Consider the following 25,141-nt stretch of genomic DNA (forward strand, 5'->3'; position numbering starts at 1 on the left):
TTTCGGCTTTTTTGACAGGGGAATGGCTTCGGCCGAGTGCTCCCTGTCGACAGAGCTGTTCCGGGCGGTCCGGGAAACGTTGCGAGCGTTTCCGGGCCGCTCCCTTTTGGGGGAGGGCGGGCCGTCACTCCGTGTTCATTGGCGCGGTGATGGTGAAGGTGGTTCCGCGTCCGGGCGTGCTTTCGCAGGAAATGGTTCCATTCAGGGTCTGGGTCACGGTGTTGAAGGTGATGTGCAGGCCGAGGCCCGTGCCGCCATTTCCCCGGAGCGTGGTGAAAAAGGGTTCGAATATCCTGGGAAGCATCTCCTTGGGCATGCCTTTGCCGTTGTCCGAGAAGGTGAGGGTCAGCATTCCCTTGTCCACGGTGCCGCCGATGCGGATTTCTCCCTGCTGGTCCGGGTCGAAGGCATGGGTCAGGGCGTTGAAGAGCAGGTTGGAAATGATCTGCATGAGTGCGCCGGGATAGCTGTATATGTCCCGATCATCGCAATCGTTCAGAATCACGTGGCCTGTGCGGCGGTATTCCGGACTCAGACTCACCAGCACTTCGTCCACGTATCCCTTGAGATTGAATATGCGCGGCTGTTCCGAGGACTGGTCTGCCGCGACCTCCTTGAAACTGCGCACGAGCTGGGCCGCGCGTTCCAGATTGATGTTGATGCTGCGCGTGGATTCTTCCGCCGCATTGAGGAATTCCTCCATCTCGGTCCTTGTCAGGGCGGACTTGGCATACAGTCCCTGAAGCCGGATCAGGCGGGCGTCCAGATACGAGGCCGCAGTCACGGCTACGCCCAGAGGCGTGTTGATTTCGTGAGCCACGCCCGCGACCAGTCCGCCGAGGGCCGCCATCTTTTCGGACATGACCAGTTCGTTCTGGGTGCGACGAAGTGTGTCCAGGGACGTTTCCAGTTCGTTTTTTGCCTGTTTCAGGTTTCGGGTTCTCTCCTCGACCCGCAGTTCCAGCTCCTCGTTCAACTGGCGAAGTTTTTCCTCGGCCAGCTTGCGGTTCGTGATGTCCACGGAAAGGACCAGAGCCGCATTCTCGGTCGTGCCAAGAGGGACGAACGGCAGTTTCGTGGTCTGGAGCCAGCGGATGTTGCCCTGCTGGTCGTGGTATTCCTGCTGGAGCGCGACCTTGGGAATGCCGGTGTCGATGACGCTTCGGTCGTCTTCGATTTCCTGCTGCGCATGCGTCGCATCCGGGTGGGCGTCCCCGTAGAGCATGCCTGTCAGTTCCCGGGGCGTTTTGCCCAGACTGTCGGCCATGGCCTGATTGACGAGCAGTATGCGGCCTTCGGCGTTGCGTGCGTAGACCATGTCCGGCAGCAGGTCCAGAACCTGTCGAATGGTGGCTTCGCTGGTTTCCAGCGTATGATTGTGGTCCTCGACAAGCTGCCTTCGGCATTTGCGCAGTCGGAAAATGGCATGGCCGAGCATGCCCGCGAGAGCCGCAACGGCTGCGGCCTGCCATGACAGCATTGCCGCGGCAAGGATCAGGGCTGCGAGGAAAACGCCCCAAAGCATGTAAGGGAAGGGGACCATGATTGCACTGTGCCAGATTGTGGCTTCATTGTGTACCAGGTTAGAAATTCTTCCGACTGATTCGAGAAAATAAATGGAATTTCAACTTGAAAAATGTATGTATCGGTATCGAATGGTGCAAACATTGCCACAGGGTGATGCTGCTGAAAAAAGTGGAGTCATGCCGCATGCAGAATCCCGAATCGGGAAACATAGATGTCGTTATCGCCGATCTTGCCTGGGCCGCCCGCATCAACCGGGCTCTTGGGGTGCTGCTCGATCCCATCATGGCTCCGGACGCCACGTTGGAGGAGGTTTCGGACAAGCTGCTCAAGGAGGCGCGGGACATCGTGGGCTGTGGCGACGGGTATGCGGGCAGCATTGATCAGGAATCCTATGCGCTGGTGGTGCATGCGGTTACGGAAATGGTCGGCGGGCAGTGCCGTCTTGCTCCAAAGGGACGCAACATCAAGTTCTTTCCCGGCAAGAACGGATGGTACAACGGACTGTGGGGGCATTCCCTGAACACGCACGAGCCTTTTGTGACCAATGAGCCGGGAAAGCACGAGGCCTCGGCCGGAGCGCCCGAAGGGCATGTGCCGATTGTCAACGTGCTCTCCTATCCGGTTGTGGCGGCAGGGGAACTCATGGGACAGATTTCGCTGGCCAACAAGCCGGGCGGATTCGTCAAGCGTGATCTGGAGGCCGTGGGCCAGCTCGGCAGGCTGTTTGCCATAGCCATCCGTCGCATTCGGGACCTGAAGAAGAAGCAGGAAACCGAGGAGCGGTACCGCGATCTGGTCGAACTCATGCAGGAAGGCATCATCATCGATGACGCCGAATCCCGGATTACCTATGTCAATCACATGCTGTGCAGCATGCTCGGGGTATCGCGCAAGGACCTAGTGGGACGCTCCCTGCATGATTTCGTGATTCCCGAGGACAGGGCGCGATGGAAGCGTGCGCAGGACGACCGCAAGCGGGGCGGAACCGGAAACTATGAACTCGTCATGCGCAATGCGGACGGGGCCAAGGTTTTCACGCTCATTTCTCCGACCCCCATGTTCAACGAGGACGGCAAGTTCATCGGTTCCTTCGGGGTGGTCACGGACGTGACCCGGCTGAAGCTGCTGGAAAGTCAGCTTCTTCAGGCCCAGAAGCTGGAGTCCATAGGACAGTTGGCTGCGGGCATTGCCCACGAGATCAACACTCCGACCCAGTACGTGGACAACAATGTCCGCTATCTCGAAACCACGTTTCTCGACATGCTGAAGATGGCGGAAACCGCGCGGGAACTGGCGGATGCCGTGTCGCGGGGTGATGATGTCGCGGCCTTGAAGCGCATTGCCTGGGGCGTGCCGGATCAGGAATTTCTGGATGAACTGCGCGAGGACGTTCCCGAAGCCCTGTCCGATTCCCTGAAGGGGTTGGAGCGCATTGCCGAGATCGTGGCGTCCATCAAGCGGTTGTCCCATCCGGGCCAGACCGAGAAGAAGTACGTGAACATCAACGACAGCGTGAAGAGCACGATTACCGTGGCCACCAACGAATGGAAATACGTGGCCGAGATGCAAACCGAACTGGCCGACGATCTGCCGGATGTGCCGTGCCTCATCGGCGAATTCAATCAGGTGCTGCTGAACCTCATCGTCAATGCCGTGGATGCCATCAAGGACAGGATCGGCGAGGCTCCTTCGGAACGGGGCATGATCTCGGTCGAAACCGCAGCAGTGGACGGCGGCGTGGAGGTTCGCGTGTCCGATACCGGAATCGGCATTCCCGCAGACATCCGGGGCCGGATTTTCGACCCATTTTTCACCACCAAGGAGGTGGGCAAGGGAACCGGGCAGGGATTGGCGATCAGCTACAGCGTGATCGTGGAAAAGCACGGAGGCCGCATTTCCGTGGAAAGCGAGGAAGGGAAGGGATCGACATTCGTGGTCTTTCTTCCCGCCGGAACCGACGACGGGTAGGACATGATCGACAAGCGACGCATATTGTTCGTGGATGACGAACCCATGGTGCTCAAGGGGATTCGCCGCATGCTTTCGCCCAGAAGGCGGGAGTGGGACGTGCTGTTTGCCGAGGGCGGGGAAAAGGCTCTGGAAATGCTGGAGCACAACGAGATCGACGTGATCATTTCGGACATCCGCATGCCGGGCATGGACGGGATAACCCTGCTGCGAAAGGTGCAGGACCGCTATCCCAGCGTCATCCGCGTGACCCTGACCGGGCAGCCGCACGAGGACTATGCGGACGGATACGTCGACTGCGCGCACCAGAGTCTGGTCAAACCGTGCGACAACGGAACCCTGTTCAAGGTCATTGGCGAAGCGTTGCGCGCGGCTGACCTGCGATTGGAGCCTCGCATGAAGGAGGTCGTTTCGCGAATCTCATCCCTGCCCACCTTGCCCAAGGTGTATCAATCCATTCTGGACGAACTGCACCGCGAGCCGGTGGATTTGCAGGCCGTGGCCCGGCTCATGCGGCAGGATGTCGGCATTTGCGCCAAGGTCCTGACCCTGGCGAATTCCCAGTATTTCGGGTTCAGGGAAAAGATCGCGGAGCCCGAGCGAGCCGTGGTGCTGCTCGGCACCAATGTGATCAAGGCCATGATTCTGTCCATCAACGTGTTCTCCGCCTACAATGCCGATGGCATTCCGGAATTTTCCCTGGAACAGTTGTGGGGGCATTGTCAGCGCACCGCCTGCATCGCCAGAGCCATCGCCAGAACCGAAGGTCTGGATCGGCAGGGGCAGGACCATGCGTTCATGGCCGGGCTGCTGCATGATCTGGGCAAGCTGATCTTCTGCACGGAATTCACGGATGACTATCGGAAGCTGCTGCAGGCCGTGCGCAGCGGCAAGGGCACGGTCACGGCGCTGGAACGCGACTACTTCGGCACGACCCATGCCAAGGTCGGGGCGTATCTCATGGGACTGTGGGGCATGCAGAGTCCGGCCGTGGATGCCATTGCCGATCACCATTCCACGCACATGCTCGGAGAGGACAAGATGGTGCGAACCATCGTTTTTTCGGCCAGCATTCTGGATCACAAGCTTGTCGTGCTCAACCATGAGTATTTCAGGCCCGAGGTGCCGGAGAGCCGTTTTCGGGAATTGGGTCTTGAGGAACGATACGCAACCTGGAGCGAACTTGCGGAAACCGTGTTGGAGGATTGCTCATGACCAGGCACCGGATATTGATAGTGGATGACGACGAAAAGCTGCTTCGTTCCTTCGAGCGGGTGCTGCGGTCCAGATTCGACGTGTCCGTTGCGGAGAACGCAACCCGGGCCCTGTCCATGATCGGGGCGGAAGAACCCTATGCGATCATCATTTCCGACTACCGGATGCCGGGCATGAACGGCGTCGATTTTCTGGCTCGCGTCATGGAAGTGGCGCCGGATACCGTCCGTATCCTGCTGACCGGGCATGCCGACGTGCAGGTGGCGATCAAGGCCGTGAACGAGGGCAACATCTTCCGGCTGCTGGACAAGCCCTGTCCGCCCAAGGTGCTGGCCAAGGCGCTGATGGATGGACTTCGGTTCGTGGATCTGGTGAATGCGGAGCATGAGATCATGGAAAGGACCGTGCAGAGCAGTGTCGCCGTGCTTGGTGATCTGGTTTCCCTTGTGCGGCCCGAGGTCTACGGCAGAATTTCGCGCATCACTCCCTATGTGCGCCACATAAGCCGGGAACTGGCTCCGCAGCATCTGTGGGAGGCCGTGACCGCGGCCAAGCTCTCCATGATCGGGTTCGTCATGTTGCCGGAGGCCGTGGTGCAGGAGGACCTTGCCGGAGAAAGGCTGACCACCGAGCGGCAGGCCCAGTTCGCCAGCCATGCGGCGTTTGCCGCCAAGTTCGTGGGCAAGATTCCGCGCATGGAAGAGGTCGCCCGCATCATCCGCTATCAGGAAAAGCGGTTTGACGGCGGCGGATATCCCAGGGACGAGCTCAGGGGCCTGATGCTGCCCATGGGAGCGCGCATTCTCAAGGCCGTCATCGATTTCGACAGGCATGTCTGCGCCGGATTGAGCTTCGGTGCCGCGCTCAATGCCATGTCCGAAAACGAGGACTGGTACGACCCGGACGTGCTCGGTTCCCTGTTCAGCCTGCTCGGCGAGGAAGCGACCACCCGGGAGAACCGTGTCTACCTTCAGGGACTGGAACCCGGCATGGTGCTCGGCGAGGACCTTTATGCCAAAAAGGACGGCAAGAAGGTCAAGCTGCTGGCAGAGGGCAGCGAGCTTACCGAAATGATGATCGACTACCTCATGTCGTTCAAGAAGAACGGCCTCAAGGAACCGATCCTCGTTTGCGAGGTCCAGTTCTGCCGTTTGTGATCCTTCCGGACTATTTCAGGCCCAGATCGGCTCTGTGACCGGGAACGCCTGTTTTTCCGGGCTTGTCCGTGGCGCGGTTCAGGAGGAAGATGCGCTCCGCCAGTTCCGGATTCCTGTCAAGCAGGTACTGCTTCACGGCCTTGGCGCGGTCCACGGCGAGTTGCTGAAGGTCCTCCTCGGTTACCCGTATGTGGTCGATCATGAATTTTTCCATGAATTCGACCGGCTGACGGTCGACCACGAACAGGGTCTTCGGTTTTTCATCACTCCCGGCCGGGTCGTCGCTGTAGGCTTCGTACAATATGTCCGCGTATTCGTCCGTGCCGATGATCATGGCGTCCACCGTTGTCTCGGCCCGCTCCTTGCGGGACAGGGATTCGTATTTGGCCTGCATGAGCTTCCGGCGGAAGATGTGGGCGACGAGCCCGCTTCTGTCCGTGACCGGGTCCACGGCGCCATCCACTTCCAGCTTGATTTTCGGGCGCTCGGTCATGGCCTTGGCCACGGTGTCCAGTTTCAGGGATGCCCCCTGACCCACGAGGGAAAGGCCGGGCTCGAAGGTCACGAATTCCAGATTCTGGCTGCCGCTTCCGCCAAACATGGAGCCGATGATGGAGAACGGCGATGCCACGGCACGGAACAGAAGCCCCACGAAGGTGCGGAACACGATGCCGCCGATCCGGAAGTTCGGATCGTCCAGCCTGCCGCGTACGGGCAGGTTGATTTCCATGTCCCCGTTGGAGTCCTGAAGCAGGGCCAGACCGAGCTTCACTGGCACGTTGGGAACGTCGGGGCCGTCGACCTTCCTGCCCAGAACGAGCTGCTGGACAAAGAACTTGTTGTCGATTTCCAGAAGCCGGTTCTCGGTCTTGAGACTCACGTCGGCATAGAGCCGTCCCTTTTCCACGGGATACCCGAGGTGGCGGACCATGTACGGGGTGAGCGGCACCAGTTCCAGACCGTTCACGGAAATGTGCATGTCCGAGAATATGGGGGAAACGACCGGATTGAACGCCCCGCTTATCGAGATCGGGGTCGGGCCGATATGCGCGCTGACCCTGAGCTTGGGCCGGGCACCGTCCTTCATGGTCACTTTTTCCAGATAGATGCCGACTTCGGTCACGTCCAGAGAGAAGTCCGGGTCAACGCTCTGATCCCGGTAGGAAAATCCTCCGTTCAGCACGGCAAGCCTGCCGATATCCACGGTCTTGAAGTAGGACGGTTCCTCCTTTGATGCTGGCGCGGGCTCGGCCATTTCCCGATTCTCCTCGGCCTGCATGGCTTCGGCTTCCTCGATGTTCGTGGGGGCTTTGACCTCTTCCGGTTCCGGGATGCGGAACAATCGCCGTACGTTCAGGCGGCCCTTGTCGTCTATGGCCACGAGCGCATGCGGTTTTGACAGGGAGATTTCCCCGACATGCAGCGAGGGGCCTGTGCTGTCGAATCGGATTTCCTTGAGCCGGAAGTGGTTCAGACTGGCGAATTCGCCCTTGCCGTGCCCGTCCTTGAGCATCAGGTCGTCCAGCCCGAACGAGCCTGTTGCGGAGTACGCGGACTTGGTGGAGTCGGCCGAGAATTTCAATTCGGCTGATACCGAGCCTTTTGTCAGAATCAGTTCCGAAAACAGATCAAGGTACGGGTCCAGCGGAGACAGTGCCAGTTTTTTCAGCCTGATCGCGCCGTCCGCGTGGAGATCGTGCAGGGATGCCTTGCCCGTGGCCGAGATCGATCCCGACCCGGGCCAATCTGCATTCAGGGAGAAGGGAGTCCTGTCTTTGCCGTTGGTGGAGAGGTTGTCCACGGTCAGGGCAATGTTTTTCAGGGCCACGCTGTTGCGGCGTTTGAGCGTGGTGTCGGTCACCGCGATCGTGCCGTTTTTCAGTGCCGTCTTTTCCACGGTCACATTCCATGGTTCGCCGCTGTCTTCGGATTTTGTTTTCGTTTCCGAATTCTGGAAGGGCAGAATCAGATCAATGCCCCGGGCATTGCGTTCCAGCGAAATGCTCGGGCCATCCAGAGTCACGCTGGACACACCCACGCTTCGGGCGTTCAGGTCCATGGCGGCACCCTGCACGGCAAGGGATTTCAGCGACACCGCAGCCTCTGTTTCGCCGGGTGCAGCCAGGGCAAGGCCTTCCAGTCCCAGTTCACTGTCGGACAGGGTCATGTTTGCCATGTCGGGAAGGAGCACCAGATCGGTCTTGAAGCGCGCCGTACCTTTGAGCAGGGGCAGGGGAAGGCCGAGTCGGGCATAGGAGGCGAAATCCTCGAGATGGATGTTGGTTCCGGACAGGGTGAGCTTGGCGGAAAACGGAATCAGGGTGATGGACCCCTGCGTGGTGAGCCTTTCCCGGTCCCGTCCCACGGATACCGAGACGAGCATGGGCTTTTCACGGGCTGTGGAAATTTCCTGAGCCGTGACCTCAATGGGACCGAGGGTTCGGGAATAGGGCTTGGGCAGGGCGTTGTCCAGCCACTCCACGGTTCCATTGCGTACGATCAGGCTCTTTACCTTGGCCAGAAAATCCTGAACCGGGCGCTCCTGTTCTCCGGTTTCGGCCGGGGGAACGGTTTGGGTCTCCTCCGAAGCCATGGCTTGGTCCTGAGCCTGCGGCGTTTCCGGCGCTGCCGGTTTTGGCTTGTTGTCGTCGGAAGACGTTTCCTCCGGAGCAGGAATCGGTTCGGCCGGGAAGTACTGCTGCCAGTTCAGTGTGCCGTTTTTGTCGCGAATCACCTTGATGAAGGGCGTGTCCAGCTCCAGTTCCGTGAACGCCAGACTGTTGCCATCCAGCGAATATTCGTTGAGCGCGAACGAGAACGACTTGAATCCGAGTACCTTGCCCTGATCCGGGGCCGAGATCTCCACATCCTCGAAACGTCCCTTGCCGCCCACCTTGAGTTGAATGCGTTTGCCTTCCGGTCTGGAAAAGAACAGGGATATTTCCGAGGAAAGCGTGCCCTTTTCCAGAGTCAGGGGCAGGTGCGCCGGAATGTAGGTGTCATACTGATCCAGGTCGATTTCCACGGCGCCGAGCTTGAACTCCGTGCGCAGGGTGGTGTCGAACGGCAGTATTCTGCCCTGGAATTCGAGAGGGTCGCCGTTGACCACGGCGGAAAGATGGGGCTGGGTGAATTCCTTGCGATATTTTTCCAGACTGGACATGAAGGGAACCTGAAGGGAGAGGTTCTTGATTTCGTGCCGTTTCCCGTGCGGCTGGTCCTGAAAGACGATGTGTCCGTTGTTCACCACGAGTTCGTAGAGGGCAAACGGGAAAACCGGGGCGTCCGGGGAGGGGGCCTGCGTCTGGCTGTCCGCTTCGATCAGGTCGGAGAAATTGTATTTGCCGTCGCCCAGAAAGGTCAGGTTCACGACCGGTTCGTCCAGTGTCAGGTCCGCCGCGACAGGCGCGAATTCCCACAGGGAGGAAAAGCCCGGCGCAAGGGAGAGCCGTTTCAGCCCGAAAAAGGTGGTGCTGCCGTCCCTGCTCTTCACGTTCAGACCGTCCACTTCGAGCCGGAAGGTCAGGGGGTTGAAGTAGATGCCTTTTATGGTTGTCTGTCTGCCGAGGGCCTTGCTCATTTCCTTTTCGGCAATGGACTGCGCGACCATGGGGACGACCAGAAAGCCGAGGCTCGTGTACGCGACAAGGAACACGGCTATCCAGAATGCGATTTTTCTTTGTTTGAGGCTGCCGTAGGGGACTTTGTTCAGAAAATCGAGCATGACACATCCTTGGTCCGTTGAATGAAAAGGATGAAAACAGCCTACAGCAAACGTTCGTGTTTCACCAGACCGGGGCCCCGGAAATCATGTGATGCGAAGAACGCCCCGACTCGGGGGAATCGGGGCGTTCGGGGTGAAAGGGAACAGGAGGGAAGGACTATTTCATGTCGGGAATCGCGAACCTGCCCTGACTGACCATTTCCTCGATCTGGGCAACGTCCTTGTCGCCGCGGCCCGAGAGGTTGACCACGATGACCGCGTCCTCGGGCATGTCCGGAGCGATGCGGATGGCGTGCGCCAGCGCATGGGAGGATTCCAGGGCCGGAATGATGCCTTCCATCTGGGAGAGCATGAAAAAGGAATCCACGGCTTCCCTGTCCGAGGCGTACACGTATTCGGCGCGGCCCAGATCCTTGAGATGGGCGTGCTCCGGACCGACGCTGGGATAGTCCAGCCCGGCGGAAATGGAATAGACCTCGGCGGGTTCGCCCTTGTCGTCCTTGAGCATGTAGGAATTGAAGCCGTGCATCACGCCGGGTTCGCCCAGACACAGGGAAGCGGCATGGTCGCCGTAGGCGAGGCCGCGTCCCGCAGGCTCCACGCCCACCAGCTTGACCGACTCGTCCCCGATGAATTCCGTGAACATGCCGATGGCGTTGGACCCGCCGCCCACGCATGCGATGCAGCAGTCGGGCAGCTTGCCCTCCATCTCCATGATCTGGGCACGGGTCTCGCGGCCCACGATGGACTGGAAGTCGCGCACCATGGCCGGATAGGGATGCGGTCCCACGGCCGAACCGAGCAGGTAGAAGGAATTTTCCGGGTCGCTGATCCATGCATCCAGAGCCTCGTCCACGGCTTCCTTGAGTGTGCGTTGGCCGGATTGGGCCGAGACGACTTTGGCGCCCATCATCTGCATGCGGAACACGTTCAGCTTCTGGCGTTCCACATCCACCGCGCCCATGTAGACCGTGCATTCCATGCCCATGAGCGCAGCTGTGGCCGCTGTTGCCACGCCGTGCTGTCCCGCGCCGGTTTCGGCAATGATTCTGGTCTTGCCCATGCGTTTTGCCAGCAGGATCTGGCCGATGGTGTTGTTGACCTTGTGCGCGCCGAGGTGGTTCAGGTCCTCGCGCTTGAGATAGATTTTCGCGCCGCCCAGCTTTCTGGTCAGGTTGGCACAGAAATACACCGGAGTCTCCCGGCCCGAGAAGTGTTTCACGTAGTAGTTGTACTCGGCAATGAACTCGGGGTCTTCCTTGTACTTCTCGTATTCGGCGGCCAGATTGTCCAGAATGGGTTTGAGCTGTTCCGGGACGAATTGTCCGCCGTACTCGCCGAAGAATCCCTTGCTGTCGGTGGTCATTGTTTCCTCTCCTGTGGGCAGCGGGCCAGCGGACAAAAAAAACCGCGGCCAGTTTTCACTGCCGCGGTTTGCTATTCAGGTTGGTTCCTGCTCTGTTTGCAGGCCAAGACTCTCCCACGGCGCTGTTAGCAGCGCCACCACCAATTGCCGGAGGTGAGGGAAAGCACGATTTCGTTCTGCATGAAAAATTCACCTAGCGGCTTTGCCGCGGCTTGTCAACCCGGGGAGATTTCGGGATTGATGCGCCGGGATTCGGAAGCTGTTGGTGTTCGCCCGGGGCTTTGCGTGGCGGCGGGGTGGTGCGCGGTCTCATGGAGTCGAGGCTGTGTTCCACGCCTTCCGACACGACCAGCGGCCCGTGCCTGAGGCGGGAAAAGTCGAAGCCGTCCACCAGTTCCGCAGCCCGGATCGGACGAGGCGAATCCGCAAGGCCGGACAGGTGCGCCAGATGGCCGATCACGGCCTCGGGCCGGATGCCTTGCTGGCGGAGTGCTGCCAGTTCAAGGGAGTGGTGGCGCTTGGACAGTTTCATGCCGTTTTCGTCCACGAGCAGGGGGACATGGGCATGGGAAGGCGGCTGGGCATTGAAGGCGCGGTACAGGCATGTCTGCCGAGGCGTGGAGTCCAGAAGGTCTTCGCCGCGCACCACCTGATTGACGTGCATGGCAATGTCGTCCGTGACCACGGCGAGCTGGTAGGCATGTACGCCGTCCGAACGCTGGACCGGGAAATCCCCGCCCAGTTCCCGCGTGTCCAGAGTCACGTCGCCAAGGCACAGATCGCGGAACGTGACGATTTCCTCCGGGAAGCGGAAACGCCATGCCGGGGAACGACCCGTTGCCCGTCTTTCCCGTATCTGTTCCGGGGAAAGGTCGCGGCAGAAGCCGGGATAGCCGGGGCCTGCGTTGCGGCGATGGGGAGCGGACGCGGCCTTGCGCAGTTCCCTGCGCGTGCAGAAGCACGGATAGATCAGGTTGCGGCTTTTCAGGCTTGCGACAGCCACGTCATACAGTGCGCGTCGTTCGTTCTGAGTGTACGGACCGAATGGACCGCCCCTGCCCGGGCCTTCGTCCCAGTCCAGTCCCAGCCATTGCAGGTCTTCCATGATCCCGTGGGCGAATTCCCTTCGCGATCTGGCCGGGTCGATGTCCTCGATGCGCAGAATCACATCACCCTCGGCGCTGCGGGCGCCCAGCCAGCACAAGAGCGCGGCAAGGGCGTTGCCCAGATGCATGCGGCCTGTGGGGGACGGGGCGAATCTGCCCCGGATGCGGGTCGGTTCGTGCGTCATGGCGTGCCTCGTGGAAAAAAGCGACCATGTAGCGGAAAACCGTTTCCGGGTCAAAGTGTGCGGGGAGCGGGCCGGAGTGGCCGCGCTCCCCGCACATGTCAGGAGAGGACTGGAAGCCTTTGCCGATCAATCGGGAAGTTCGTACGGCTTGTCCCGCAGAATGACTGGCGTCGAACGGCGTTCCTTGCCGTTGACCTGGAAAAAGGCTGTCGTGGTCTTGAGGTGTGCGGACTGATCCGAAAGCCCCTGCGCCGTGGATGCGATTTCCTCGGCTGCGGCCGCATTCTGCTGAATGGTGTCGTCCAGATTCTGGATCGCGGTGTTGACCTGCGTGGCCCCGGCGTTCTGCTCGCGGCATGAGGCGGATATCTCCTGCACCAGTTCCGCTGTCTTGCGAATGTTGGGCACCAGTTGTTCAAGCATCTTCCCGGCCCGGTCCGCGACCTTGACGCTGGAGTTCGACAATTCGCCGATTTCCCCGGCCGCATTGCCGCTGCGTTCCGCGAGCTGGCGAACCTCGCTCGCAACCACTGCGAATCCCTTGCCGTGCGTTCCGGCCCTTGCCGCCTCGATGGCCGCATTCAGGGCGAGGAGGTTGGTCTGTCTGGCGATTTCCTCGATCACCATGATCCTGTCCGCGATTTCCTTGAGCGCGCCCAGAGCTTCGGTCAAGGCCCTGCCGCATTCCTCGGCCTCCCCGGCCGCCTGTGTTGCCAATGCTTCGGTATCGCTGGAGTTGTTTGCGGTCTGGCCGATGTTGCCGGATATTTGCGCCATGCTCGCAGCCACTTCCTGCACATTCGCGGCCTGATGCGCCGCCCCTTCGGCAAGCGAGTTGGAGGCGGAGGAGAGTTCCCCGCTCATGTGCGCCACGCCCACGGTCACGTCGCGCACTTCGGAAATCACGTCGGAAAGGGCGTTCACCATGGTGTTGAGGGAATGGCCCACTGCGCCCATTTCATCCTTGGCCGGGATGTCGAGCTGTCTGGTGAAATCGCCATCCGCCATGCCTTCGGAAAGTCCTCGGATATTCAGCAGTGGGCGCAGGATGGAGCTGCGCATGAGCAGCCAGACTGCCACGCCGATGCAGCCGAGAATGATCAGGGTCCAGGAGGAAATGGAGATGGATGCCGAGACAACCTGGTCCCTGGCGGCCTGAAGCGAGCTGATGATTTCGAAGGCACCGTGGATTTCCCCGACCTTCCAGCCTTCCTTTGTCCCCCCGGTAACATCTTTGGAACCTGCCGGATTCCCGTGGCAGTACAGACATTCCCGGGTCAGGCGGATTGCCTTGAAATAACGTATCCGGCCGGGCTCCCGGATGACTTTTTCATCCATGTTCTTCGCTTTCATTTCCTTGAGCACGGCGGCTTCCAGTTCCGTGGGCGCATTGTCCGGGTTGCGGGGATCGATCTTGGGGACCCGGAAGGCATAGCCTGCCTTTTCCGCATTGAGCTGCGCCATGCGGATCGCCGTGATCACGGGAACTGCGTCAAGTATCCTGTCCTCGGGGATTTCATCGAAGGGACGGACCACTCCCTGCTCCAGCTTGCGCGCCATTTCGTTGCGTCCGGCCTCGGCCATGAACACCACGGCCCGGCTTTTTTCCAGTATGGACTCGTTCGCGCCCTGCTTGATGGCGTTGATCTGCTGGACGGCCATGATCAGCCCGATGATGATCGGTCCTGCCACGGCAATGCCAAGGGTCTTCCATTTGACGCTCAGATTTCGAAACATGCTTCTCCCCCCGTATGAAACCGGATTTCCGCCGAAATTCATCGTTGCATTCCCGGGTAAATGCGTATGTCTTTAATACTGTATCATCGATATTCTGCGTTCGTATTATAAATCAGCTCACAGCGGTCCGGTTCGTGTCGGATGGTGCAAATGCGCTTGTCTTTGCAGGTTTTTGCCGTTGCGATCCATGTGGACGAAGGGGGGCGGGCAGTGCTGGCCTCCGGCTCATTCTTTCCAACCTCTTGTGCCTGGTCCCAAGGAAGTCTTCCAGACGTTGCCCGCAAAATCATCTGCGTCACTCGGTGATCGGCTCTCAACAGGTCCTCCCTCAGAGCCCCTCATCCCCCGGGATGGCAACCTCCGCGCCAACAAAAAAAGCCCACCCGAAATTTCTCGTTTCGAATGGGCGATTTTCTCATTTCGAGTGGCGACTTAGGTAATCCTCCCCTTTCTAAGGGGCCTGAAAAGTAGAGCCTATGCCACTTGGCCAGTCTCGCTCTTGGGGAGCAGTGCCCCCATAATTAGGAATAGAAGCATGCTTAATGGTTGGGGGTGAGGTGGAAGCCAAGAGGCTGTAGCGTAGCAATATTCTTCAATAAAGAAGCTGAGACGATTAGGATCGTGCACCATGTCAGCTATTCCTATTGTGTTTAGAGGGAAGAGTACGTGTGCGACTTTATTCATGCCGATTTCAATAACGTGCAAGCTATGTAGTGTCTGCCGAGAGATGTGAAAAAAGGCTCGACCATTTGGTCGAGCCTTTTGACGGATAAGGCCTGGTGAGTTTTTAAATTTGTCTATTCGATGCCTTAAAAGTGTTGGAAATAATTTGAGATAACTATTTGTCTTTGCATTTCATGCGTCGCTTGAATTCCGCCACCATTTCTTCACTGGTTTCACAAGTCCGGTATAATTCTTTGACCAATTCTTGTCCCTGTTTCGAAAGATGAAGGCCTTCGATCGCGCACGAGGCCAGCGCATCCTTGAAAACATGGTTTCGGCGCTTTTTTTCTTCGTGTGTGAGCTTGAAACTTGGGGGTGGGGTAGATGGGGATGATTTCATGGTACCAGTCTAGCCCTTTTTCGTTTTGATGCAAAGGATTGAAGCGAAGAGGGGGCAAGTCATATTTTTTCTTCTACCAGACGGTGCAAACTTGTCCGTTCTTGAAAATATATACTGTTTCAGTGAGTCATAAATGCTTTTTGTCTGTAATCTCGACAGTTTTCATGCTTTTTGTCTGCAATCCCTTCTCGGTCACAGCGAATTCCGCATGACTTCCGACACCTATGCCCACGTTGCCGACGAAGACCTCCTCGACCTGATCAACGCCGTGGACTTCGGCCACGTGGATTAGGGGACAAAATAGGTTACATCACACCGTTTTTTCTAATTCCTCTATTTGTGCAATAAGATGTTTTATTTGGCTTTCATGAAGTTCGACTTCTTCAAGTTTTTCTTTGTTGTTTTTTTTCCCTCTGTAGATGAGCCAAACTCCGAAGAATAATAGAATCAAGCCATATAAGTCGACGTTGCCAGAACCAACAGAGATCATCCCTAATCCAGTCGTAACACATGCCCATGCTCCGAAAACATAGGGGTGCATTCTGGATTTTTCGTATGCCTCGGCCTTATAGTGTTCAAGTAACTTGAGCTCCCCTTCCAGCCTTCCTAGTTCTCTGTCCACGACATGCCCCTTTGCTGTGTTTTATATTTTTGTTGATATAAAATATTTGATAGGCTGGGCGAGGTTAGTCAAGGAAGAAATATATAAAAAGGGTCCCTTGGAGGGACCCGGAAGGAAATGTCGGGGGGCGCAAAATGCTTTGCCGAGGGACCCCGGAGGGACCCCAGAGGGACCCCGAATTGGGTCCCAGGGACCCTGAATCGGCGGTTTTCCGCCTAATGCGAAAAAAAGGCTGACGAGGTATAAACCCGCGTCAGCCTTTGATTTTCCTGGAGCCAGAGATGAGACTTGAACCCACGACCTGCTGATTACGAATCTGTTTCATAATATTTTAAATCCATGTGTTATCATTAGTATCTTTTATAAGTGGTCTTTTTCTTTAGTTTTAAAGTGTAGCACCTGACCTCTCTAGGCTCTCCTCAATTCTTGGAAGTCTTTGCCTCAGTGTCCCAAATTTGTCCCAGTTGTTAATGTTGAGAATGTGTGCATATAGTTTTGCCTATATGCCAAAAAAAGGAATAATATATCATTAAAAAACGATATGTTGACATGTTTTTTAGAAAGGGGGATAGAATAAAGTAAATGTTGTGAGCAGGGAGATTAAGGAGAAATATTAATGAAAATTATCGGTCGAGCTGAAGCTGCCAAACGTTTAGGTATGACTCCTCATGCGTTAAGTTGCCATGTCTACAAAAGAAATTGGGATGCCATTCCAGTCCCTATTATGATTGGAGGTCGTTATAAATGGATAGATGAAAAGATTACAGAGTGGATAACTGCTCGGTTTGAAGCCGTGAATAACGGTGAAGAGTTGCTACCTCCTCAGAAAAAGCGTGGCCCTGGTCGTCCACGGAAAAAGAGGAGGTCATCATGTTGTTGAGGATAAAAAAAGAAGGGAACTGCTCCAGCCAGCAAGCAAAGTAGCAGTCCCCAGGTCCCCGCTCGAGAGCGGAAGATTTTCTGATTTTCCCCTAAAAGTTCAGAAAAGACAAGGCGTGTTTCTTCACGTCTCTTCCTCTGCATCGAGTGGTTGTCATCAACCCTCTGAATTCGGAGGTCATTTTGTCTCTTACGCCTACGCAGAAGCGGCATGCTGCTCTTGCTGAATATCCTGTCGTTTTTCGTGATGAGGCCTTGGCGTCTCATTGGAAATCTTCTTCCCGTTTTATCCTGAATAATGGGGAACAGCTTTCGACCCCCAAGGGAGCCCCCTTGGTTTGCGGTGCTGTTCACCAACTGGCGTCCTGTCCCGTCAAGCTGTCTAGGCCGGAGCTCGTTGAACGCCCATGGGCTTTGCGGGATTGGTGCAGAGGTGTTTGCCGGGATGCAAAGTTGCCAGGAACATTGCGGAGTCTTTCGAATAAATACATGTGGAAGTGGGTCGAGTCTTTCAAGGAGAAAGTCATCGAAACAGTTGATATTAAAGATAATGATTTCAATCCATTTAGAGTTTTTAACTTCAAAATGTGTGGTGGAAAGAGGAGTTGGGGCCGGGAAATTGTCTACAAGAAAAAAAACGTAGTTGTTTCTTTTTCATGTGGTGAATCCTGCTGTCCGTTTTGTTCCGAAAAAAGCAAGCAAAAAACAGCACTTAAGTATGTAGACAGGTTTATGAACGCGTCAATGGTGCATGGAATAAAGCGGTTTTGGACTTTCGTCATCACATTGCCTGAAGAAATTGAAGCTATGATTCCAAAAGGATCAGAATTTCGGAAGGAGTTCATGAAGGAAATAAAAAAACTTATCCGTAAGATTTTTGCCCTCAAAACTGAAGATGGTCTTTGCGCTTACGCGAATATTCACCCCGTAGGCGATTCAAATTTGTTTCGGGATCGTTTTCATGTCCATGTCGGCGTATTGCCGCTCGCGGTTCGCCGGAAGAACAAGAAGCCAGAATTGTTTAAATGCGATGTTGATGGGTTGATACAAACAACTTTTGTTTTGGAACAACTTGAAAAAATTCTATCACAGCTATTCCCCATTACTTCCCGTGGAAAAGCTCAGTTTCACGCGCAGTATATCCCGCTAGATAAACCGTACTCCGAGGCCAAGCTCGCACATCGCTTGAAATATGACTTGCGAGGTTTTGGCAAAGACGTGATCCAATCACCAATTTTTTACAATCCGGACAATGATTTTGTTGTGTTGAATGCAGGAGAGCGTGGGTATGGAGTTTATTCCGTTGAACAGGTTGCGCGGCGATGGGCGTGGATTCGATCTCAGCGGGACCTTCGCACTTGGGGATTGCTGAATCAGTGGAATAAGTATGTTGACTTGTTGGGGGTGGAATTTGTGGAAGATCCCGAGCCTGAAATTTTAGAAGAACGAATGGTTATCGTAAAACGTCGATATGGCCGGGAATGGGACCACAAAGCTAGGCGGGTACGTTGGGTGGTCGAAAAGAGAGCCTTTCGTGAAGATACCGGTGAAGAAATTCTAGGTGTCCAGTGGGGAAGAGAGGGGTCAGGTGGGTATTGGCGGCCAAAAGGTGATTCTGTTGATTCTGGAGGAGGGGATTGAAATGATGAAAAAGATGGTTTTGCTGATATGTATACTTGTTGTTTTTCCAAACAACGCAATTCCTCTTGGTGTATCTGATGCTACTTCTCATATTTATCTTTCCGAGCAGGTTAAACAGCTCACACAGCAACTTGAAAATATGCAAAGTCAATTAAATGAAGCCATTAAGGCGAATGAAACGCTTACCAAGTCCTATGAAGCTGCAACAGGTACCTATGATCATGTGTCCGGCATTTACGATGATATTATGCAAACCAAGGCTTTTTTAAATGATTCTTATTATACCGTTGTGGATCAGTATCGTCATTACAAGGGGGTATATGACGATCTTCGAAGTCCGGGCAAGAAGGATTTTGAAACCATGAAGGAACTTTTGGAAGGAGTGTTCGGTGATCCGCGTACGGCTACACCAGAGCAGGATAGGAGACGTGTCGAACGTGAATATCAGATTCGCCAACAGGCTTTGAAAAAGGCGATTGAAGTTGGTGAAGAGACTTTGGCTACAATGCCGGATCGTGTGAAGAAGCTCAATTCACTTGCCGGGAAGATTGGCAAGACTTCGGGGGTGAAAGAAGCACAGGCCCTGACGAACAGTATTCTTCTTGAGATATTGACTGTGCTTGAAGAGCAATTGGCGATCAGCTTGCGTTTTCAGCAAGCCATGTCTTTGCAGGCATATTCCGGAATAACAGATGAATCGATTGCAAAGCGAGCAAAGCTATTGCGGAATGTGTTGCAGCGAAAAGATGTGCTTGGATATGAGTTGAATAATCTTCACAAAATAGGTGTTACCGACATAACTGACATAAAGGAAGTGGTGGGAAAAGCAGCCATAAGGTAATGGGAGAACTATTTATGCGCACTTTATTAGTGTTTTTATTGTTAGGAATGTTTGCTTGCTCTTCAAATAGTAATGAAAATTTCGTTAAGAGGTATAAAAAAAATCATAAAAAGAATTACAAGAAGGTTTTCAAAGATGAAATAGATACGCTTAATAAAATTGGTATTGATCAAAACAAAGAGTTTGATTTTAGAGAGATAGTAGAGAAAACAAATCAGTACTGCGTGAAGCAAAAGGAAAAATAGAAATGGAAGAGTATGGAATTTCAGCTCATATATTCACAAATTTGCTTGCGATGAATACGCAATACGTTTTTTCTGTGTATGAATCGTTAATGACATCATTTGGAATTTTTTTCAGAGCATTGATTGTTTTGTACACTGTATATGTTGGTTATGTTTTCTATAAATCAGAAAGTCGGTTTAGCGTATGTGATATGATTTTATCATATTTAATAACTGCATCGGTGTATTCTGTTGTGTTTGAATGGAGTTGGTTTTATTCAGTTATTATAAAAACTACACTGAATATGACTTTGGATACGGCATCTTTTTTCATTTCTGCTGCGACATCAAATGATGCGATGGGGAACTTTGGCAGCATACACGATGTATTTAAATCGTTGGACCAGACGCTCATTGACTTTTATACCGCTGTTCAAAATCTTTCGCCTAAAGGAAATATACTGACATATGCTTGGCGGTATGTCTGTTTTATTATAGCGATGATTCCTTTGTTCATGGTTTTTCTCGCCATGTATGCAGCTTTTTTTGTGATATTCTGCATCGCCTTTTTTTCTATGTTCATATTTTATATGATCGGCGGGGTGTGTCTCCTTTTTGTTGGTTTTAAAGAAACGAGGCATATCTGCTTCACTTGGATCAGAGGACTGCTGAATTACATGCTTTTGGCGGTCTTTGCGGCCGTTGTTATGGGAATTTGTGGAAAGGGTATTCATGACGCTGTTTCCTTATTTGCAGCTCAGGCTGAAACTGCATCCGTTATAGTCTCGGACGCGTATATTAAGGTCTTTGTCTGGTGTACTTTTTGCCTTGCCATGATTCTCAAAACTCCTGATTTTGCAGCGCATTTAACTGGCACAATGGCTGGATCAACCTCTGGTGTGGCCGGAGCCCTTTCGGCTGGAACTTCTGCCCTTGGAGGCGGAATGCTTGCTGGAAGCAAATTGGCTGGAGGCTGGGCCGCAAGAAAAACGTGGGGCTTAACTCGCAAGGGTGCTGGTTTTGCCGGAAACATAGGAATGAATGCATTGGAAAAATTGAAAATTCAACGGCATGCCAAATAACATGCTGTCGTTTACGTGCTTTTATTGGCAGAGCTCTGGTCGATATATCGACCAGAGCTCTGCCAATACTGAATGAAGGTCGATAAGTTGATCGTTGTGTATTGCTAAAGAATGTTCCATGAACGCGGTAAAGCCATGCGTTGGTCGGAGATTCTTGCCTTGCCCCGCCTTTTGAGCACAGGCGCATCAGCATTCGTCTGGAGTCGCAGACAAGCGTAAGTCTATCTAGGCACAAAACAAAAAAACGTGACACGAAAAGCGACGATTCGAAAAGAAAAATGATATGATGCGCGAAGCTCGCTCCGGAAAAAAAAGTTGTTATTATATTAAAAGGTGTATTTATAGGCTATTGGGGACAAGTTCCGAGGGCGTGTCAAGGCCCACGTCCTCGGCCAGGGTTTTCCACCCTGGACCCGACCAAAGGGCAATACCCTTTGGAATCTCCTCGATGCTGACTGGCCAGCATACTGCCAAGTCAAGGCGTTGCCTTGACAATCCACCAGGGGCTGCTTGCGCACCCCCTGGACCCCACTTAGGCCTCCACCTCTTTTAGGAGGGTTTCGGCAGATATGCGAAAGAGACGCGGAGCGTCTCCCTCGCAGCTCCCTTTAGGGCCGAATTTACCACAGGCTTTTTCGGATTTCCCATAGGCCCGACCCGGGCCTATGGAAAATTCGCGCCTATGGAAAATTCGGAAGGTAAGGGGTGTATGATTACATGGCCCCGCCTTGTGGGCGGGGCCTTCGGCTCATTGGCATTCGCCGTCGGGAACTGAAGCCAAACGCAGTTGAATTTCGGCAAGACGTTCAGCCACATCACTAACGGACTCTTGAAAATTGCCCGCAGCGGCCTCTAAGATCATATCTTCAATCGCTTGAAACGCATCCAAGTATTCATGCATTTCCGCACCAAATTTACCCTCACGGGCAAGCTGTCGCGTAAATTTTCGCAACTCATTGAGCTTTCGAATCATTCCCAAGACTTCAAAAGGATTTTGTCCGGTATTCATGCTTCTGTCCTCAATTTATCGATTGATTTCCGCGCTGCCTCCAAAAATTCTTGTCGCAAAGCTTGGAATTCGCGTCGATCTTCTTTGGTAACGTGCTGCCGCCGAGCCAACCGTTTCATCAAGGTATCCCGCTTTCTTCTTAAAGTTTCCCAATCGGGTTGAGTTTCTTTTTCCGACATCGAGCTGTCTCCTTTTTCGAGTTTTCCCCCCAACCACATAAACCCCGGAAGAGGGGGGCCTTCACTTTTCGTGAGGCCCCCTTTCCGGGGTTCATGTCGGCCACAGCCGCCCGGCTTTTGGACTGGCACTCCCTTGCGGGCGGCAAGCGCATAGTGACAGCGTCAGAGGAGGCACGACGACGCGCTGGCGCGCGGTTGCAAGCCCATTGCAAGGGTGTGACAGGACGAAAACCGGATCAGCGGCGTAGGTCCGGAGGAGATCATTTTCAAAATGCAGGGACACCACCCTTTTCAGGGGGGGGACACCTTCAAATTCAGAGGGGACACCTTCAATCTCAGGAGGGATACTTCCGAATTCGACAGGGACACTTTTGGGGCAAAAAGAACATGATGAGTTGTATTAATCAATTAAAACAAACTGTTGTGTTGTGAGTAGAGTGGCTTGTTGGCTGTGTGAGCGTTAATTCGTCGAAATTGGCTATTCTTTGAAAACAAAATTGAGTGTCTTTTTTTGAGTCTTTCCTTTTAGCGGGATACGGATTTTTTATTAAAATCCTGTTCAACCTTCAGTTGATCCCGCTCGGCAGCCGCCGAGAAGGGGGTATCCCCCCTCGATGCTGCGCATCTCACCCGACTCCGCCTTCCCTAAAGGGGCCCGGCGGAACGCACCAAGTGCGATTCATTCACAGATGAGAAAGAAAAAGCCTGTGCCCCCGTCCGAATGGACGAGGAATTAAAGAACAAATTGGAAGAAATTCGACTTCGTCTAGACGCAAAGAGCGTTTCTGAAATCATGCCCAAGCTGCCAGCGACTACGTGTCTTCAGACCGTCCTTTTCTGCGAAAAGAAACCTTGGAAGAATTCCAGCAAATGCGGCGTGAATTAGCCAAGATTGGCAACAACCTGAATCAGGTTGCATACCATCTGAACGTCAATCATCCAGTCAGTACCGCGCAGATTCAATCACGCATGAAGAGCTTGCGCAAACATTTGCCCAGTTGGTTCATCTTTGTCGGCGTATAGAGTGTGAATTACGATGAGCTTTGAAGATGAATTCAAAAAAACGAAGCGTTCAAAGGCTGGTTCCATCCGCCTTGGTCAGCGTGCTCTTCTTCTCAATAGCGGCGGGGCTCAAAAAGGAGGGCATGAAGGATGAAAATGAAAAAGGCCGGATTTTTCCGGCCTTTTTGCTCAGGAGCAAGTCTTTACCGCATCCATTGACGTTTGCGCTTTTGATCCAGTTTCCAACAGCGATTCCCGCAGTCGCTACGCGGGACATCGTTCCAAGCGCTGGGGAGAAGCTTGCCCCGGCGTTTCGGGCGAACCAAATCCGGATAGGCCTCGGCTTGTCGCCGTTCTTGGGCCGTTTTAGGAAACTTGTAAAAATTGTGCCATTTCCGATTGCTGCCGCCAGTTCGAGGAATGGGGTCTCGACGAAACATTGCAAATAACCTCCCATTGATGAAATGGAAGGGTGTCGAGATTGAATAGCGAAAACATGGCTCTCCTTGCTAACGTAGTGGTTGAAAAATATCCTACCCAGATTTTATGGCTCTTGGAAAGGGGAAACAAGGGCGGCGTATTGGCCGTCTAGGTCAGTTCTATCCACCACTTTTTCCCTGGTTGTGCTGAATCGAGACCTATCCAGTTGCATCCTTGATAAGTGCCACGTTGGAATTTGTGAAAATGGCCGAAATACCATTGCTGAGGCTTGTACCGAGCAAGCGCTTTGCTGAGAATTTCGGAAGAAGGGTCACTATCCCGATCCCACCAATCTGGCCATTCATTGAGCGGGACACCTTTTACAGCAAACTCAGTAGGCGCTGTGTGACTGATGATGATGTCCACTTGTCCTTCATGAGCATCTGGAAAATTGTTCCAATCTTGCTCTGTCAATGTTTCAAGGTCTGGGAACCAGTCTTTTCCGGGTAACCGAATTTTGTTGTCCACCGAAAAGGCTCCGCCAGCAAACAAAATTTTGCGACCATCAGGAAGAGTGAGAGTTGAACCGCGCGGTTGGTACACAACATTGGGCATATTTTCGGCTACAGGCAGGGTGCCGGTTTTTAGCCCCGTACGGATTGATCTGTGGTCCTCATGGTTGCCGTCGATCCAATGTATTTGGGTTTTTCCGGGAATCAGTTTCTTTGCAGGGTCATAAAATCTATGCCCAGGCCAAAAACCAAAATCTCCGCATTGGAGAATGATTTCCGGTTTTTTCTTTCTGATCAGTTCATTGAGCATCGCCCATGTAGCGTGAATATCTCCTACAACGAGAATCACATGAATTTCTCCAAAATTGTTCTATGTTGTGGGTGTTTGGTTAGAAAGAGTTTTTAAATGAACGAATAGCCTGCATATATGCCATGATGTCTTTGAATGTCAGCCCATCCCTTTGTAACTGTTCATTAAGATCATTATATAGTTTTGATGCAATTCGATACAAATAGAAAAGGCATCTTTTCCGACTAGCGTTGAAAATTATGCCACTGGATGCAAGGGTGTTAATATCGCCTTGAAGCTCATCAGCTGTAACTTCTCCCCGCAGACGGTCATGAATTGAAAAAGTCGAAGGGATAACGTCGTCAATGTTCATTTTGACTGCTGATTGCCAATCATAACCGCAAGAGTAGACTTCCTTCAGATTTGTTTTAATCGTTTGATAGACTATATTGACTATATCCATTTGCGTGCTGCGGTATTGGCGAATCTCACAATTGTCCTCAGTAGGGTATTCGTGACCATTGCCAAAGCAAAAACGCAGTCGAATGTAATCTTGTGCTTCGTCTGGTTGTATGTCTGAGTAGATCACTCCTTCGTTTTTAAAGCCAGGAGGGCAGTCGGCATATCGCAAAGCTGCTTTTTGTTGCCGTGGAGGTGTCCATAATTGAAAGATGACCCCAGGCTCACCCAACATGTCGGCCCTAGACATTTCGTCATATTCGATCAGGTAGCTTGAAGAGTATTCCTTTTTTTCAATTCTTTCCAAGTCGAACATATACCATCGTTCGAAGCGTTTGACTGCGAGGCAGGCTCGGTCATACTTGAAAAAACTTTTAAATCGTATGCAGTTGTCGATGGAACGTTTCGGAACAACAAATCCCTTTAAATGGTTGTCCCACTTGTAGTTTTTAACTTCAACGCAGATTTTGCTGTCACCAAAATTCACAATGAAGTCCGGAGAAACAGGCTGAGAGTAATCGTTCCAGAGGATAGGTAATGCGGCTATTCGAATAACTGGATGTCCGTAAAAAGCCATTCTTCGCATAAACTCATACTCGCCAAGAGAACCAGCAGTCATGCGGTGGAAGTAGTTTTCTAGGTCTGCAACTGATATTCGTTTGCCTGCGTCATTGCCCCGTTTTACCTCTTCAACCAAGTTGAGAATCAGTTGAAAAATATCCTCATATTCAGATGGATAGCGGGAATTCACAATGTCCTCCTTTAGCATTAGAGGTCTCGTCTACCGCATGAAAGATATCTATTCAACCGGTTTTGAGCGGCTTTTGTGTATTGGGCTTGTCTAGCCTGAGGTTTACATTTTTTTGGGAATCGTTGGCCGGAATACTGTTGGAGCCTCAACTGTCGTCAGAGAAAATGTCAAGGTGTCAATATA

General features: G+C 53.5%; 21 protein-coding genes. 10 read left to right on the top strand and 11 right to left on the bottom strand.

Annotated features, from left to right (window positions below; all coding sequences use genetic code 11):
* Nucleotides 1-124: 124 nt before the first annotated feature.
* Complete coding sequence (locus tag MPN23_RS16280; protein WP_243545290.1) at nucleotides 125-1,543, bottom strand: PAS domain-containing sensor histidine kinase; 1,419 nt, start codon at nucleotides 1,541-1,543, stop codon at nucleotides 125-127.
* Nucleotides 1,544-1,710: 167 nt separating this feature from the next.
* On the opposite strand from MPN23_RS16280, the gene MPN23_RS16285 reads away from it, so the two are divergent.
* From MPN23_RS16285 to MPN23_RS16295, 3 genes are read left to right on the top strand one after another with little or no spacing between them, the layout of a single operon-like run.
* Nucleotides 1,711-3,495, top strand: a complete 1,785-nt coding sequence (locus tag MPN23_RS16285; RefSeq protein WP_243545291.1) for an ATP-binding protein — start codon at nucleotides 1,711-1,713, stop codon at nucleotides 3,493-3,495.
* A gap of 3 nt (nucleotides 3,496-3,498) precedes the next feature.
* Nucleotides 3,499-4,710, top strand: a complete 1,212-nt coding sequence (locus MPN23_RS16290; protein ID WP_243545292.1) for a response regulator — start codon at nucleotides 3,499-3,501, stop codon at nucleotides 4,708-4,710.
* Nucleotides 4,707-5,867, top strand: coding sequence for an HD domain-containing phosphohydrolase (locus tag MPN23_RS16295; protein WP_243545293.1), 1,161 nt, complete (start codon nucleotides 4,707-4,709; stop codon nucleotides 5,865-5,867). Before MPN23_RS16290 ends, MPN23_RS16295 begins: the two co-directional genes overlap by 4 nt.
* Nucleotides 5,868-5,877: 10 nt before the next feature.
* Here MPN23_RS16295 and MPN23_RS16300 read toward each other — a convergent pair whose 3' ends face one another.
* The 4 genes from MPN23_RS16300 to MPN23_RS16315 form a co-directional block, all read right to left on the bottom strand.
* Nucleotides 5,878-9,591 (bottom strand): DUF748 domain-containing protein, encoded by a 3,714-nt coding sequence (locus MPN23_RS16300; protein WP_243545294.1) that lies wholly within the window; start codon nucleotides 9,589-9,591, stop codon nucleotides 5,878-5,880.
* Nucleotides 9,592-9,748: 157 nt separating this feature from the next.
* The gene (trpB, locus tag MPN23_RS16305) at nucleotides 9,749-10,957 is read right to left on the bottom strand and encodes a tryptophan synthase subunit beta (RefSeq protein ID WP_243545295.1); all 1,209 of its coding nucleotides are present in this window, start codon (nucleotides 10,955-10,957) and stop codon (nucleotides 9,749-9,751) included.
* Nucleotides 10,958-11,150: 193 nt separating this feature from the next.
* On the bottom strand, nucleotides 11,151-12,248 hold the full coding sequence (gluQRS, locus tag MPN23_RS16310; protein ID WP_243545296.1) for a tRNA glutamyl-Q(34) synthetase GluQRS: 1,098 nt from the start codon (nucleotides 12,246-12,248) through the stop codon (nucleotides 11,151-11,153).
* 126 nt (nucleotides 12,249-12,374) lie between these two features.
* Complete coding sequence (locus MPN23_RS16315) at nucleotides 12,375-13,985, bottom strand: methyl-accepting chemotaxis protein (RefSeq protein ID WP_243545297.1); 1,611 nt, start codon at nucleotides 13,983-13,985, stop codon at nucleotides 12,375-12,377.
* A gap of 1,196 nt (nucleotides 13,986-15,181) precedes the next feature.
* On the opposite strand from MPN23_RS16315, the gene MPN23_RS16320 reads away from it, so the two are divergent.
* Complete coding sequence (locus MPN23_RS16320) at nucleotides 15,182-15,340, top strand: hypothetical protein (protein ID WP_243545298.1); 159 nt, start codon at nucleotides 15,182-15,184, stop codon at nucleotides 15,338-15,340.
* A gap of 18 nt (nucleotides 15,341-15,358) precedes the next feature.
* Here the strand turns inward: MPN23_RS16320 and MPN23_RS16325 are convergent, their stop codons facing one another.
* On the bottom strand, nucleotides 15,359-15,670 hold the full coding sequence (locus MPN23_RS16325) for a V-type ATPase subunit a family protein (protein ID WP_243545299.1): 312 nt from the start codon (nucleotides 15,668-15,670) through the stop codon (nucleotides 15,359-15,361).
* A gap of 616 nt (nucleotides 15,671-16,286) precedes the next feature.
* On the opposite strand from MPN23_RS16325, the gene MPN23_RS16330 reads away from it, so the two are divergent.
* The 5 genes from MPN23_RS16330 (at nucleotide 16,287) to MPN23_RS16350 (ending at nucleotide 20,337) form a co-directional block, all read left to right on the top strand.
* Nucleotides 16,287-16,550 (top strand): hypothetical protein, encoded by a 264-nt coding sequence (locus tag MPN23_RS16330; protein WP_243545300.1) that lies wholly within the window; start codon nucleotides 16,287-16,289, stop codon nucleotides 16,548-16,550.
* A 182-nt stretch (nucleotides 16,551-16,732) separates the two neighbouring features.
* The gene (locus MPN23_RS16335) at nucleotides 16,733-18,190 is read left to right on the top strand and encodes a hypothetical protein (RefSeq protein WP_243545301.1); all 1,458 of its coding nucleotides are present in this window, start codon (nucleotides 16,733-16,735) and stop codon (nucleotides 18,188-18,190) included.
* A gap of 1 nt (nucleotide 18,191) precedes the next feature.
* On the top strand, nucleotides 18,192-19,031 hold the full coding sequence (locus MPN23_RS16340; protein WP_243545302.1) for a type IV secretion system protein: 840 nt from the start codon (nucleotides 18,192-18,194) through the stop codon (nucleotides 19,029-19,031).
* Nucleotides 19,031-19,276 (top strand): hypothetical protein, encoded by a 246-nt coding sequence (locus tag MPN23_RS16345; protein WP_243545303.1) that lies wholly within the window; start codon nucleotides 19,031-19,033, stop codon nucleotides 19,274-19,276. Before MPN23_RS16340 ends, MPN23_RS16345 begins: the two co-directional genes overlap by 1 nt.
* A gap of 2 nt (nucleotides 19,277-19,278) precedes the next feature.
* Entirely contained in the window at nucleotides 19,279-20,337 is a 1,059-nt protein-coding gene (locus MPN23_RS16350) for a type IV secretion system protein (protein WP_243545304.1), read from the top strand.
* 748 nt (nucleotides 20,338-21,085) lie between these two features.
* Here the strand turns inward: MPN23_RS16350 and MPN23_RS16355 are convergent.
* Together MPN23_RS16355 and MPN23_RS16360 are read right to left on the bottom strand one after the other, a co-directional pair.
* Nucleotides 21,086-21,346, bottom strand: a complete 261-nt coding sequence (locus MPN23_RS16355) for a hypothetical protein (RefSeq protein WP_243545305.1) — start codon at nucleotides 21,344-21,346, stop codon at nucleotides 21,086-21,088.
* Complete coding sequence (locus tag MPN23_RS16360) at nucleotides 21,343-21,525, bottom strand: hypothetical protein (RefSeq protein ID WP_243545306.1); 183 nt, start codon at nucleotides 21,523-21,525, stop codon at nucleotides 21,343-21,345. Before MPN23_RS16360 ends, MPN23_RS16355 begins: the two co-directional genes overlap by 4 nt.
* 870 nt (nucleotides 21,526-22,395) lie before the next feature.
* On the opposite strand from MPN23_RS16360, the gene mobC reads away from it, so the two are divergent.
* Nucleotides 22,396-22,548, top strand: a complete 153-nt coding sequence (mobC, locus tag MPN23_RS17250) for a plasmid mobilization relaxosome protein MobC (RefSeq protein WP_424450079.1) — start codon at nucleotides 22,396-22,398, stop codon at nucleotides 22,546-22,548.
* A gap of 49 nt (nucleotides 22,549-22,597) precedes the next feature.
* On the opposite strand, the gene MPN23_RS16365 is transcribed toward mobC, so the two are convergent.
* The 3 genes from MPN23_RS16365 to MPN23_RS16375 form a co-directional block, all read right to left on the bottom strand.
* Nucleotides 22,598-22,972 (bottom strand): hypothetical protein, encoded by a 375-nt coding sequence (locus MPN23_RS16365; RefSeq protein ID WP_243545307.1) that lies wholly within the window; start codon nucleotides 22,970-22,972, stop codon nucleotides 22,598-22,600.
* 143 nt (nucleotides 22,973-23,115) lie between these two features.
* Nucleotides 23,116-23,808, bottom strand: a complete 693-nt coding sequence (locus MPN23_RS16370) for a metallophosphoesterase family protein (RefSeq protein ID WP_243545308.1) — start codon at nucleotides 23,806-23,808, stop codon at nucleotides 23,116-23,118.
* 40 nt (nucleotides 23,809-23,848) lie between these two features.
* Nucleotides 23,849-24,958, bottom strand: coding sequence for a PDDEXK family nuclease (locus MPN23_RS16375; RefSeq protein ID WP_243545309.1), 1,110 nt, complete (start codon nucleotides 24,956-24,958; stop codon nucleotides 23,849-23,851).
* Between the last annotated feature and the right edge of the window lie 183 nt (nucleotides 24,959-25,141).

Source organism: Pseudodesulfovibrio tunisiensis (assembly GCF_022809775.1).
GTDB classification, from domain to species: Bacteria; Desulfobacterota; Desulfovibrionia; order Desulfovibrionales; family Desulfovibrionaceae; genus Pseudodesulfovibrio; species Pseudodesulfovibrio tunisiensis.

Coding starts and splice junctions, on each gene's coding strand:
- trpB (WP_243545295.1), bottom strand. CDS start 10,957: ATGACCACCGACAGCAAGGGATTCTTCGGCGAGTACGGCGGACAATTC.
- MPN23_RS16330 (WP_243545300.1), top strand. CDS start 16,287: ATGAAAATTATCGGTCGAGCTGAAGCTGCCAAACGTTTAGGTATGACT.
- MPN23_RS16350 (WP_243545304.1), top strand. CDS start 19,279: ATGGAAGAGTATGGAATTTCAGCTCATATATTCACAAATTTGCTTGCG.
- MPN23_RS16345 (WP_243545303.1), top strand. CDS start 19,031: ATGGGAGAACTATTTATGCGCACTTTATTAGTGTTTTTATTGTTAGGA.
- MPN23_RS16300 (WP_243545294.1), bottom strand. CDS start 9,591: ATGCTCGATTTTCTGAACAAAGTCCCCTACGGCAGCCTCAAACAAAGA.
- MPN23_RS16285 (WP_243545291.1), top strand. CDS start 1,711: ATGCAGAATCCCGAATCGGGAAACATAGATGTCGTTATCGCCGATCTT.
- gluQRS (WP_243545296.1), bottom strand. CDS start 12,248: ATGACGCACGAACCGACCCGCATCCGGGGCAGATTCGCCCCGTCCCCC.
- MPN23_RS16295 (WP_243545293.1), top strand. CDS start 4,707: ATGACCAGGCACCGGATATTGATAGTGGATGACGACGAAAAGCTGCTT.
- MPN23_RS16320 (WP_243545298.1), top strand. CDS start 15,182: ATGCTTTTTGTCTGTAATCTCGACAGTTTTCATGCTTTTTGTCTGCAA.
- MPN23_RS16315 (WP_243545297.1), bottom strand. CDS start 13,985: ATGTTTCGAAATCTGAGCGTCAAATGGAAGACCCTTGGCATTGCCGTG.
- MPN23_RS16280 (WP_243545290.1), bottom strand. CDS start 1,543: ATGGTCCCCTTCCCTTACATGCTTTGGGGCGTTTTCCTCGCAGCCCTG.
- MPN23_RS16290 (WP_243545292.1), top strand. CDS start 3,499: ATGATCGACAAGCGACGCATATTGTTCGTGGATGACGAACCCATGGTG.
- MPN23_RS16360 (WP_243545306.1), bottom strand. CDS start 21,525: ATGTCGGAAAAAGAAACTCAACCCGATTGGGAAACTTTAAGAAGAAAG.
- MPN23_RS16340 (WP_243545302.1), top strand. CDS start 18,192: ATGATGAAAAAGATGGTTTTGCTGATATGTATACTTGTTGTTTTTCCA.
- mobC (WP_424450079.1), top strand. CDS start 22,396: ATGCGGCGTGAATTAGCCAAGATTGGCAACAACCTGAATCAGGTTGCA.
- MPN23_RS16355 (WP_243545305.1), bottom strand. CDS start 21,346: ATGAATACCGGACAAAATCCTTTTGAAGTCTTGGGAATGATTCGAAAG.